The 12,695-nt window shown below is 37.7% G+C and carries 12 protein-coding genes; all 12 read left to right on the top strand.

Annotation, left to right across the window (positions count from 1 at the left end):
- Positions 1-151 precede the first annotated feature (151 nt).
- Positions 152-1,852 carry a LytS/YhcK type 5TM receptor domain-containing protein gene (locus DLD54_RS07515; RefSeq protein WP_233559204.1) on the top strand — a complete coding sequence of 567 codons (1,701 nt, stop codon included), beginning with the start codon at positions 152-154 and terminating at the stop codon, positions 1,850-1,852.
- 11 nt (positions 1,853-1,863) lie between these two features.
- Positions 1,864-2,601 (top strand): LytTR family transcriptional regulator DNA-binding domain-containing protein, encoded by a 738-nt coding sequence (locus DLD54_RS07510; protein ID WP_109918786.1) that lies wholly within the window; start codon positions 1,864-1,866, stop codon positions 2,599-2,601.
- A 149-nt stretch (positions 2,602-2,750) separates the two neighbouring features.
- On the top strand, positions 2,751-3,185 hold the full coding sequence (locus DLD54_RS07505; RefSeq protein WP_038525050.1) for a CidA/LrgA family protein: 435 nt from the start codon (positions 2,751-2,753) through the stop codon (positions 3,183-3,185).
- A complete protein-coding gene (locus tag DLD54_RS07500; protein ID WP_109918785.1) occupies positions 3,185-3,910 on the top strand; it encodes an LrgB family protein in 726 nt (241 codons plus the stop codon). The genes DLD54_RS07505 and DLD54_RS07500 overlap by 1 nt, the downstream gene beginning before the upstream one ends.
- A 297-nt stretch (positions 3,911-4,207) precedes the next feature.
- Positions 4,208-5,095, top strand: coding sequence for a metal ABC transporter solute-binding protein, Zn/Mn family (locus DLD54_RS07495; protein WP_109918784.1), 888 nt, complete (start codon positions 4,208-4,210; stop codon positions 5,093-5,095).
- A gap of 20 nt (positions 5,096-5,115) precedes the next feature.
- Entirely contained in the window at positions 5,116-6,258 is a 1,143-nt protein-coding gene (locus DLD54_RS07490; protein WP_109918783.1) for an SLAP domain-containing protein, read from the top strand.
- A gap of 50 nt (positions 6,259-6,308) precedes the next feature.
- The gene (locus tag DLD54_RS07485) at positions 6,309-6,929 is read left to right on the top strand and encodes a metal ABC transporter ATP-binding protein (RefSeq protein ID WP_046327855.1); all 621 of its coding nucleotides are present in this window, start codon (positions 6,309-6,311) and stop codon (positions 6,927-6,929) included.
- On the top strand, positions 6,929-7,726 hold the full coding sequence (locus DLD54_RS07480) for a metal ABC transporter permease (protein ID WP_109918782.1): 798 nt from the start codon (positions 6,929-6,931) through the stop codon (positions 7,724-7,726). Before DLD54_RS07485 ends, DLD54_RS07480 begins: the two co-directional genes overlap by 1 nt.
- A 168-nt stretch (positions 7,727-7,894) precedes the next feature.
- Positions 7,895-9,124: a lactate oxidase gene (locus DLD54_RS07475; protein WP_046327617.1), complete on the top strand. Its 1,230-nt coding sequence runs from the start codon at positions 7,895-7,897 to the stop codon at positions 9,122-9,124.
- 160 nt (positions 9,125-9,284) lie between these two features.
- The gene (locus tag DLD54_RS07470) at positions 9,285-10,775 is read left to right on the top strand and encodes an ABC transporter substrate-binding protein/permease (protein ID WP_109918781.1); all 1,491 of its coding nucleotides are present in this window, start codon (positions 9,285-9,287) and stop codon (positions 10,773-10,775) included.
- Positions 10,768-11,517 (top strand): amino acid ABC transporter ATP-binding protein, encoded by a 750-nt coding sequence (locus DLD54_RS07465; RefSeq protein WP_038524174.1) that lies wholly within the window; start codon positions 10,768-10,770, stop codon positions 11,515-11,517. Before DLD54_RS07470 ends, DLD54_RS07465 begins: the two co-directional genes overlap by 8 nt.
- A 13-nt stretch (positions 11,518-11,530) precedes the next feature.
- A complete protein-coding gene (locus DLD54_RS07460; protein ID WP_109918780.1) occupies positions 11,531-12,673 on the top strand; it encodes an ArgE/DapE family deacylase in 1,143 nt (380 codons plus the stop codon).
- Positions 12,674-12,695: the final 22 nt, after the last annotated feature.

The following is a 12,695-nucleotide window of genomic DNA, read 5'->3' as shown; positions in this document are numbered from 1 at the left end:
TATTTTGCGCAGTTGAATACGATTTCTATTGCTTATGTTGAAAAATTTGCGATACTTATATGGTATAAATGGTGCATTCCAACTTAGTTTAGAATTGGAGAATAACGTGTTTAATTTATTCGTATTATTGTCAGAACGCCTGGGTATAATTATGATTTTGGCGTTTCTCCTTGTTAACATGCGCTTTTTCAGAGATTTAATTGAAAAACGGACTCTTAAATCACAAATTTGGCTGTTTATCATTTTTTCATTATTTGTGGTGATTGCTAATTTAACAGGCGTGGAGATATCGAGTTCAAAAGAAATAGTCACCCCCCTTATTCTGACAGAATTGCCCCAATCGGATTCAATTGCGAATACACGTATGCTGGTCATTACAACCGCCAGTTTGACCGCAGGACCGTATGTGGGGTTATTAGTTGGTTTGGTAGGTGGTCTGCACCGGGTAATTTTCGGTGGCTTTTCAGATTATTTTTATATCGTCAGTTCAGTTTTAATTGGCTATTTAATTGGTGTTTTAGGAGATAAAGTTAAGAAAAATAATTTATACCCGTCAACTTTTTGGGTAGCAGTTTTATCTTTTTTAGCAGAACTAATTCAAATGGCATTTATTTTTGCGTTTCATGGTTTTGGCTTAATTAAGTTAATTTTTATTCCCATGATTTTATTAAATACAGTTGGGTCTTGCTTATTTATAGAAATCTTGAAGACTTATTTATCTAATGAACGGCAATTACGAGCCGTGCAAACTAAAGATGTCTTGGAGCTGGCTAATAAAACATTACCCTACTTTCGTCACGGTCTTGATAACGATTCTGCTGAACATGTTTGTAAAATTATCAAAAAGTATACTAATTTCGACGCAGTAGGTTTAACTGATCGTGTTAACGTCTTGGCTCATGTGGGTGCAGGGCAAGACCACCATATTGCAGGGGAACCAGTCATAACTGATTTATCTAAAACTGTGATTGCCAGCGGTAAGGAAAAATTGGCCCGTTCTAAAAAAGAAATTGGCTGCCCCCATGAAGGCTGCCCACTTTCATCTGCAATTGTTTGCCCTTTGCAGGTGAATGAAAAAACAATTGGCGCTTTAAAATTATATTTTTGTGCTGAACAAGAAATGACTGTTGTTGAAGAAAACTTGGTTCGTGGGTTAGCCATGATTTTTTCAGGTCAACTCGCAATTGGTATTGCGGAACAGCAAACTAGTTTAGTCAACGAGGCTGAAATTCGGGCATTGCAAGTCCAAATTAATCCCCACTTCTTCTTTAACGCTATTAATACGATTGGTGCGTTGATGAGGGTAAATGTTGATGAGGCCCACAGAGCCTTGATGGAATTAAGTACATTTTTTAGACTGAGTTTGAAAAATGGTCAGGCAAAAGAGATTACCGTCGAACAAGAAAAGCGCTACGTTAGTGCGTATACTGAAATTGAGGAATTGCGTTTTCCGCATAAATTTACGATAAACTACGAAATTGATGTTCCCGATGATACCCTGCTGCCTTCTTTTTGCTTGCAAATTTTTGTGGAAAATGCCATCAAGCATGCTTTTAAGGGTCGAAAAACCGGTAATAAGATCAATATTAAGTTAAGTAAAAAAGAGGACTATTTACAGATTTTAGTCAGTGATAATGGTGTGGGCATTAAGCCGGCTATTTTAAAAAGACTAGGTCAAAAGCCGATTAGTGAAACAACTGGTAGCGGAACGGCATTGTATAATTTGAATAAACGGCTGATAGGATTATATGGTACAAATAGCCAGTTGCATATTCAAACCAGTGACAGAGGAACAACTTTTATAACTGAAATTCCATTAAACCAAGCGGAAAAAAGTAATTTTGAAAGTTAGGGGAAACGTAAATGAAAATTTTAGTGGTTGACGATGAACCATTAGCGCGGACTGAATTGTCATATCTAATTAAAAAAAGTCCTGTTTTAAAAAAGCAGAAGATAAAACTCTATCAAGCAGAAGATGTCAAAGAAGCACAGGGAATTTTACTGAAATATAAGGTAGATTTATTGTTTTTAGATATCTCACTTAATGAAGAAAACGGTTTTGAATTAGCAGATGAGCTGAAACAACTGAGTTATTCTCCGATGATTGTTTTTGCCACGGCATACGATGATTATGCTGTTAAAGCGTTTGATGTTGGCGCGCTTGATTATGTGTTAAAGCCTTTTGAACAAGAGCGGATTGATCAAGCGTTAACCAAGGCAGTAAAGATTTTAAATACTAAAGACAATAACTTAAAGCAGAGTGAACAAAAGAAAAGCGATGTTTTAAGTATCGAACTTGAAGATCGTAATGTGATTGTTAAAAAGCTGGAAATAGTAGCAGCAACAGTTAACAATGGTATTTTGACTATTGAAACAAATAAGCAAAAATATGAAACGCGAAAAACTTTGGCTTGGCTAAAAGAGCGTTTGACAGATTCATGTTTCATGCAAGTTCATAGGAATGCGATCGTCAATATTGAAGATATTAAGGAAATTCAGCCTTGGTTTAATCATACTTTGTTGCTAGTCATGGTTAATGACGCCAAAATACAAGTGGGGCGGTCATACCGCAAAGAGTTAAATGAGCGCTTAGGAATGTAAAAATATTTGAAATGGCTGGTGAAATTGTCTAAATGCAGTTCACCAGCCATTTTTTGCAATTCGCCAGTAAATCGCTTACAAAAATCACTTTTACCAGTATCGTATTATGTGAAAGCAAGAAAGCTTAAATGAGAAAGGAAATTGATTTTATGAAGAAAGAAAAAACAAAATCAGCTCCAATTTTAGTTCAGATGTTTATCTATGCTGCAATTTTGTTTGTAGCACAAATAATTTCTGACTTAATGCCAAAGTCTTTTCCCGTCCCAACTCCAGTAATTGGGTTAGTTTTGCTATATGTTTTATTAACCTTTCATGTTATTAAAGTTGAATGGGTTGATTCTTTTGGTAGTGCATTAATCTCACTGATTGGTTTTATGTTTGTTCCATCTGGAATTTCATTAGCTGCAAATTTGAAGATTATGCAAACGCAGGGATTGCAACTAATCATAGTAGTAATTGCATCTACAATCATTTTATTAGTTGTTACTGCCTACACTACAAGATTCTTTAGTTGGGTTATTAGCAAAGTTACTAATAGCCAATTGCATGTAGTCGATCATAAAAAAGTAGGAGATGTTAAGTAATGCAATATATTACTAATCCATTATTTGGCGTATTTTTATCGCTGATTGTATTTTTAATTGGTCAATGGCTATTTAAAAAATCTAAAGGTTTTTTCCTTTTTCAACCATTATTTGTGGCTATGGTCTTAGGAATAGCAATTCTAATTATCTTAGCTAAGTGCTTTGACGTAACAACGGCTACCGTTTATGCTAAAGCCTATAAACCCGGTGGTGACATCATTTTCTGGTTTATCACGCCAGCTACAATTGCTTTCGCAGTGCCATTGTATAAGCGTAACGATGTTGTAAAGAAGAATTGGTTGGTTATTCTTCTAGGTTTGGTTTTCGGTACACTTTTCTCAATGGTCTTGATAACACTTGTTGCTAAAGCAGTTGGTCTTGATGCCGTGGGTATCAAATCAATGCTTAGCCAGTCAGCTACTACTGCAGTTGCAATGCCTCTGACAAAAGCTATTGGTGGCAACGCATCAGTTACTGCTATGGCATGTATACTTAATGCCGTAGTTATCTACGCTTTAGGTAAGCAGCTGGTTAAGTGGTTTAATTTAAATAGTGATCCACTGGGAACTGGTCTGGGACTTGGTGCTGCTGGACACACTATTGGTTCAGCTTTTGCCTTGGAAATGGGTTCCGTTCAAGGAGCAACTGCTGCTGTAGCAGTTGTAGCAACGGCTTTAGTTGATAATTTGTTAGTTCCTGTTTTTGCTCATGTAATTGGGTTATAAGTTAATAATTAATAGTTTTATGATATTCTGTTTACTTACTCTAAAGCGTGCGAATTATTCGCACGCTTTTTAGATTATCTCGACTTAATTTGAATTAATCACAGTAACAAAATAGTCTTTTTATTTGTTTCATTAATAAAACTGTAATATAAGTATTTAAGGTGTCGCTTTCAAAGCAATCTGTTTTTAGTGTATAATGGTTATTAATTGTAAGTAACTTTCGGCTGTACCTCAATTGATGAGAATACTGTCATCCAAAGAAACTACACTTTAAAATGAAGAGGAATGACAACAATAATGAAATTTGTTAAATTGAAAAAATTATTTGCTGTAACAACCTTATTAGGTTTAGTTCTTTTAACGTTAAGTGCATGTTCACCAAAACCACATAAAAGTAACAAAATCTCAATTATGACTACGACGAATGTTTATTCAGATATTGCGCAAAACATAGTCGGTAAATATGGTAAAGCAGAAGCTATTATTAAGAAGTCAGCAGCTGACCCACATGACTTTGAGCCTACGACTAATGATGCCAAAAGATTATCTAATGCGGATATCGTTGTAGAAAATGGTTTAGGCTATGACGGCTGGATGGATAAACTTGCTTCTTCAGTTGACAAAAAGCCAATTAGAGTGGGCGAAGATTTGATGGGCCTTGAAAAGGGCGCTAATCCTCATATTTGGTTTGATTTGACTATGCCTACAAAGTATGTTAATTACTTAGTTAAGAGGCTCAGTCAAAAGGATCCTAAACATGCACGTTATTACCGTAATAATGGTAAGAAGTATTTAGCTGAGATAGCTCGCGTGCAAAGGTCTTCTGCTAAATTAAACCATCACGTTAAAAAGCCTGTTTACGTTAGTGAGCCCGTGTTTGATTATGCTTTGGCTTCCGTCAATATTAGAGTCGCAAATAAAGATTTCGAAAAGGCAATTCAAAATAACACTGATCCTAGTCCAGCAGCCGTTCAGAAAATGTCTGAGGGTCTTAAAAAACAACAAATTGCATTTTTTGTAGTTAATGAACAGACTTCAAGTTCTACGGTTGATAATTTTATTAAGTTAGCAGAAAAGAATAATATTCGTATTTTAAAGGTAAGAGAAACTATCCCAGATAATACTAATTATCTCGATTGGATGAAAGATAGCTACCAAGATTTAATTAAGGTCGCTCAAAAATAAAGTTATAAGGGGGAAGAAAAATGAAAAAGTTAATTGCTGCTTTGGCATTGGGTGCAAGTATTGCAACTGTAGCAGCTCCAGAGTCATTGGTAGTCCAGGCAAGTACAATCAATGATACTGCAAAACAAAATTCTTATGGTGGCGTGACATATTTGGACCAAATGCTGGCTCAAGAAGGCGTGCAATATAATGATTTTTCTTCCGCCAACCCTATTAATTATCGTAATGGCAAGCCTGAGGGCGTAGTTATTCATGAAACTGCCACGCCTAATGCTACAGCGCATAACGAAGCTATCTACTTTAATAGAGAGTGGATGAATATTTATGCTTATGTCCATGCCTTTGTAGATAAAACAGGCGTTATTCAAATGACTAGTCCAGACTATGGTGTTTGGGGTGCTGGTCCTGTTGCGAACAACCGCTTTGTCCAGGTTGAATTATGTGAAGAAAACAATCTCGCAGATTTTGCTAAAGGCGTCAATAATGATGCCATTTATGTTGCGCAAATTTTACACCGGTACAATTTAGTCCCTGATAATGCTGTTCATGATGGTCAAGGAACAATATGGTCGCACCATGCTGTGTCTACATTCTTAGGAGGAACAGATCATACCGACCCTGATGGCTATTTTGCTAAATGGGGTTATTCAATGGATGATTTCTTCGATTTGGTTAAATACTATTATGATCAAGGGTCTTCAACTACTAATACTGGTATTGCTGCTTCTGATCCAGTGGTTACTAAGCCTGTTGAAACTGGTAAGCCAGCTAAGAAGCCAGTTTCAAATACACTGCCAAAGCCGGTTGGTACAAAAATTCTGATCCATAATGCATTGGTATATGATGAAAATGGCGTGGCAACTAAATTACCAACTAAAAAAGCAGGGACCAAATTAACTATTTACGGCAATCAGACCATTAAAAAGAGAAAATATCTGCAGATCGGCATTAACCAATATGTAGTTGCCAGCAACGTAGAAGGTAAATTGCAACGCTTGAGTCACAATGCGTTTATTTATGATGGTACTGGTCAACGAATTGGCACGGGTAAATTATATCGTGGCAATTACGTCCGCACCTATGGTGGACGAGTAAAAATTAAAGGTCGTAAGTATTACCCAATTGATGTTAATCAATTTATCAAAGTGGGCAATTTTAAGTAAAAAGTAAGGAATATAAATTGTCAGATGTTTTAGAAGTTATAAATCTCACTATGAGATTTGACAAGTATACTGTTTTCAAAGACTTGAATTTTAAGTTAAAAAAGGGTTCAATGACCGCGCTTTTAGGGCCTAACGGAACAGGGAAAACAACTTTAATCAATATTCTGATGAATATGCTCACACCAAGTGCGGGTACATTTAAATTTGCAGATGCGGTTCGTTTAGGATACGTGCCGCAATTTCGCAATATTGACGCAGAATATCCGTTATCAATTGAAGCTTTTATCGGTTTGAATGCTCCGGTTATCAAAAATAGTGCTACAAAACAGGCGATTAAAAAGCAGTTAGAGGAAACTAATTTATATCAAATTAGGAATACACGTATGGGTGAAGCATCTGGCGGGCAAAAGCAGCGTGCATATCTAGCACAGGCTCTACTTGATAATCCTAATGTTATTATTTTGGATGAAGCCACCGCAAGTCTTGATCCTATGGCTAAGGATGAGTTAATGAAGTTAATCAAGCATTTAAATGGCAAACATAAAATTACTGTTTTGTTTGTCACTCATGATGTTTCATTAGCGCGTAAGTATATGCAAAATTATTTGTATTTAAATCACGGTCAAATTGAGCAAGGTGAAATGTCTCAATTTAAGGAGGCATACGAATAATGTTTGCATACGGATTTATGAGAAATGCCTTTTTGGCAAGTACGTTTATTGCAATAACCTGTGGTACTGTCGGTGTCTATGTTGTTGCACGAAATTTTAGTTTTCTGGCACATACGCTGTCAGAAATTGGTTTTGCCGGAGCAGCATTTGCCGTTTGGTTGGGAATTGGACCTTTATGGGGCATGCTTTTATTTACTTTGCTTGGTTCAATTGGTGTTGGCGAGCTGTCCCTGCACAGTGAGCAAAAAGAATCATCAATTAGTGCAATTTCTGCATTATTTACTGGTTTAGGTGTGCTTTTTCTAGCAATTTCTGGCGCAAATAGTAATTACGCTACCAATATTTTGTTTGGCAGCATCATTGGGGTTGATCATCAGGGTGTAATGCAATTAGTAATTTTATCAATTATTGTGCTACTCTTAATTTTTAGCATTCAGCGGCAATTAAACTTTGATTCTTTTGACCATATTGGTGCTCTTGCGCACGGGGTAAAAACTAATTTCATCAGTGTGATTTTTTTAATTGCTTTGGCAATGTCCGTTTCAATTGGTGCCCAAATTGTTGGCTCACTGTTAGTTTTTATTTTGTTAACTCTACCGCCGGCAACTGCCAATTATCTTGGTAAAACTATCCCAGCAATGATCGCTTGGTCTGTCTTTTTTGCGTTGATTGGCGTATGGCTGGGACTATACTTAGGCTATATTACTAATTTACCCGTTACATTTTTTATTGCGGTTTTCGAAGTTGCAGTGTATCTTGTTACCTATTTCACACATATTATCAAGCATAAACTATAGGGTATCTAAGTAATTTTCATTTAAAAGTTTGCTTTTCACTATCTTGTGAAAAAATTATACAGTTATAACGCCGTTATTTGAACATTTCTTTTTAAATTTCACTAACTTTTGTAAGCATTTACATGTATAATAGGAAGTGGAAATATTATAGAAAAAGGAGTTTTTAAAATGACATCATATTATAACGGTTTTCCCCAAAGCGATCGTGATGAAGCAATCGATATGATTAATCTCGATGAACTCGAGGAACGTGCAAAGAAGGTCATGCCGGAAGGGGCATATTATTACATTGCTTCTGGTTCTGAAAATGAATGGACATGGCGTAATAACATCTCTGCCTTTAATCATTTTCAAATTGTCCCACGTGCTTTGACTAATATGGATCACCCACAACTTGATACTGAGTTTATGGGTATGAAGTTAAAAACACCAGTGATGATTTCACCAATTGCTTGTCACGGCATCGCTCACAAGGATGCGGAGATTGCCACTCAGAAGGGTGCTGCTGCAGCAGGTGCATTATTCTCATCAAGTACATACGCTAACAAGAGCGTTGAGGATATAGCAGCTGCTGCACCAGATGCTCCGCGTTTCTTCCAGCTTTACCTTAGTAAAGACTGGGGCTTTAACAAGATGGTTTTTGATGCAGTTAAAAAAGCTGGCTACAAGGGAATTTTCCTTACTGTAGACGCTTTGGTATCAGGCTTTCGTGAAGCTAACCTTAGAACTAAGTTTGCTTACCCTGTTCCACTAGACTTCTTTACTCGTTATCAAGGAGCAAAGGGTGAGGGTCAAACTGTTGCTCAAATGTATGCTTCTTCTGCACAAAAGATCGGTCCAGAAGACATTAAACGCATTAAGGAAATGTCTGGTTTGCCAGTATTTGTGAAAGGTGTTGTTTGTGCTGAAGATGCCTACTTGGCTATGGGTGCCGGTGCCGATGGTATTTATGTGACTAACCATGGTGGCCGTGAAGTTGACTGTGGTCCTGCAACAATTGATATGTTGCCTGAAATCGCTAAAGCTGTTAACCACCGTGTACCAATCGTCTTTGATTCCGGTGTTCGTCGTGGTTCTCATGTCTTTAAGGCATTAGCTCTTGGTGCCGATATGGTCGGTATTGGTCGTCCATATCTCTATGGTTTAGCATTAGGTGGTGCTAAAGGTGTTCAATCAGTTATTGAACAACTCAACCAAGAATTATTAATTGATATGCAATTAACCGGCTGCAAGACAATTGAAGATGTCAAGCACGCTAAGATTACTCATATCAATTACACTGCTGACAACTTGAAGTCAAATACTGATCCTTCAAGAGTTAAGCCTTATCCAGTAACTGCTGAAAATCAATTAAAAGAAAATGATTCAGACGCTGTCACTGGTGCTTCACAAGCTTAATTAAAATAAATAATAAAACCACTCCACATATTTTAGCTTTTTAAACTAAATAAGGAGTGGTTTTTTATTGCTTAAAAAAGTATAGCCATTAAGTAATATTTGTAATTTTATTTTTATATCTTTATAATTGCTATCATAAAAATAAATGTGGAGGAAAAATATGAAGAAAGCGTGGAGATTGATTGAAGCACTGCTTGTGACAGTTTTAATGTTAACTATAGTGCCTCAAAAAACAAGTGCAGCTGACAAGCAGGAAGCAAGAACTGATAATTATCTGCGAAATGTCAAGCGCAAGGGTGAATTGGTGATGGGAACTAGTCCCGATTTTCCTCCTTACGAATTTGTCAAAAACGTTAATGGCAAATCTAAAGTTGTGGGCATGGATATTGAAGTCGGCAAAAAAGTTGCCCGCGATATGGGCGTGAAACTTGTTGTGCGGACAATGGATTTTGACTCTCTATTAGTAGCTCTTGAAACTGGAAAAGTAGACATGGTTATTTCAGGAATGGACGCAACACCCAAAAGAGCACAAAGTGTAGATTTTAGCCGTGCATATTATAAAAGTGGTCAAAACCTGTTGATCAGGACTGAAGATCAGGATAAATACCACGATTATAAATCTTTTGCTGGTAAGGCAATAGGTGCCCAAACTGGCAGTATGCAAGCTACTTTAATTAAGCAGCAGGCTAAGAAATCTAAGTTGAAAACCATGGATAAAGATAATGATTTAGTCCTTGGTTTAAAAACGCACAAGTTCGATGCGGTCGCCGTGGATAAGGCTACGGCAGAAGCTTTTGCCAAAAATACTTCGGGGATTATGGTCATTCCGTCTGGCTTTAGGGTGGATTCTGCTGGCTCCGCAATTGCTTTTCATAAAGGAGCTAAGAGTTTAGTTAAACAAGCTAATAAATCAATTGCTGAAATTAAGCAAAAAGATTTAATTAACCAAAAATATTTACCTAAGGCAGGTAAGTATTTAGCTGGAGGCAAAAGCAAAAAAGAGGCCAAGGCTTCTAACTCCATGTGGGCATATAAAGACTTCTTTATTGCTGGTGTAGGGTATACCTTGTTTATTTCTGCTATTTCAGTATTTTTTGGCTTTTTATTAGGGGCAATATTGGCATTTATGCGCCTAGGGCGCAATCAAATAGCACGGTCTGTTGCCACCGCATACGTTGAATTTGTCCGCGGGACGCCTTTGATGGTACAACTATTATTTATTTATTTTGGACTAGGCTTAATCATCAATATTCCAGCCTTACTGTCTGGTATTATTGCGGTTTCCCTTAATTCAGCTGCCTATGTGGCAGAAGTTATTCGTTCGGGAATTAGCTCAATTGCTGTTGGTCAGACAGAAGCTTCTCGTTCTCTCGGACTTTCTCGCACTGCCACTATGCGCTATGTCATAATGCCCCAGGCAATGAAAAATATTTGGCCGGCTCTGGGAAATGAGTTTGTGTCGTTGATTAAGGAAAGCTCCATTGTTTCGGTAATTGGTGTTAAAGATTTAATTTATCAATCACGGATAGTTCAAGCCGATACATACCGCGGGGTTATGCCATTGGTAATTACAATGATTTTATATTTCATCATTACTTTTGGCCTGTCCAGCTTAATGAAAGTATTTGAAAGGAAAATGAATCATGACTGATAAATCACCGGTAATAAAAGTTGAACATTTGCAAAAAAACTTTGGCAATAATAAAGTTCTCAAAGATATTAATGCAGAGGTCAACGAGGGGCAGGTTATTTGCTTAATTGGTCCATCTGGTGCAGGGAAAAGTACTTTTTTGCGTTGCTTGAACTTGTTAGATCAACCGTCATCCGGCAAAGTCATTTTTGAAAATAAGGAATTGACCGCACTGAGTGAAGATCAACTTGATCAATTACGTGAAAAAATGGGAATGGTGTTTCAGCAGTTTAACTTGTTCCCACATATGAGTATTATTGAAAATATCAAGCTAGCGCCAATGAAAGTAAAAGGTATGTCCAGTAAAGATGCTGAAGCTAAGGGACTTGAGCTTTTGCGGCAAGTAGGCTTGGAAGATAAAGCCGACGCTTTTCCAGCTAGTCTGTCAGGAGGTCAGCAGCAGCGTGTTGCTATAGCACGTGCCCTAGCAATGGATCCAGAAGTGATGCTTTTTGATGAGCCGACATCTGCTCTTGATCCGGAAATGGTAGGAGAAGTACTTAAAGTCATGCAGGATTTGGCACAAAAAGGGATGACTATGGTAGTAGTAACTCACGAAATGGGTTTTGCTAAAAATGTGGCAGATGAAGTATGGTTTATGGCGGATGGGTATATTCAAGAAAAAGCTGCTCCCCAACAATTTTTTACTCAGCCACAGACTCAGCGCGCTCAGGACTTTTTAGCAAGAGTGCTAGAAGCATAAAAAGGAGATAAATATGGAAAAAGCGCGTGCACTTAAAATTCTGACGGACTTAATGGCGATAAATTCAGCTAATGACCATGAGAGTGTGGTTGCTGACTATCTGACTTCATTGTTTGAACAGCATTCTGTTCAGATTGTTAGAGTGCCTTATTCTGCTGGTAGAGATAATCTGGTTATTACGATTGGTGATCATGGTCCGCTTCTGGGCTTTTCTGGACATGAAGATGTGGTTTCTGCAGGAGAATTGTCTAACTGGCAAACACCGCCGTTTACACCCACTATTAAAGATGACAAAATTTATGGTCGGGGCGCAAGTGATATGAAATCTGGTCTGGCAGCGATGGTAGTGGCAATGCTGGACTTACTTGAAAGTGGTAAGGATTTGCCGGGACGTATTAGACTGTTAGCTTCTGTGGGAGAAGAAACCGGAGAATATGGCGCAGCCCAACTGGTTAAAGAAGGTTACGCCTCTGATTTAGACGGACTGGTAATTGGCGAGCCCTCGAACTTTGATGTTCGCGTTACACATAAGGGAGTAATTGATTATTATGTCTACTCTCAAGGAGTGTGCGTTCATTCTTCAACTCCTGAAAAGGGTAAAAATGCCATTATGCCTCTTATTTCTTTTGCTCAAGAAGCTCAGCAAATAATGTCTAGTCACCAAAAGCAAGATCCCGTTTTAGGATCTTTAACACACGTAATTAGTCAAATTCATGGTGGCAGTCAAATTAATTCAGTGCCTGACAGAGCGTGGTTATCAGGCAATATTAGAACGACACCTTTATATCCTAACCAGCAAATTTACGCTGAACTTGAACGTATTGTTGCTGATCTCAATGAACAAGGAGCGCAGCTTAATATCCGCTACAGCTTTCCTGAAGTGCCACTTCCTGACCAATCCGGAAGTAAATTAGCTAAACTGGCACGGCAAGTGGTGGAACAGAAAATCGGGCGGCCGAGCCAATTTACAGCTGGAACCGGTGCGACAGATGCTTCGGAATATATTCAAGCAGGAGATTTTCCTATTATTATTCTAGGACCTGCAGCAGGAACAACGGACCATGAACCAAATGAATTTGTTGAAATAGCAGCATATATAGATGGGTGCCGTCTTTATCAAGAATTGGCATGGGAATTCTGGAATTCAAATATATAAATAAAAAATAAAACCCGCTTCT

Source organism: Lactobacillus helsingborgensis (assembly GCF_003173695.1).
Classification (GTDB): Bacteria; Bacillota; Bacilli; order Lactobacillales; family Lactobacillaceae; genus Lactobacillus; species Lactobacillus helsingborgensis.
This window is presented reverse-complemented; position numbering and strand designations above follow the sequence as displayed.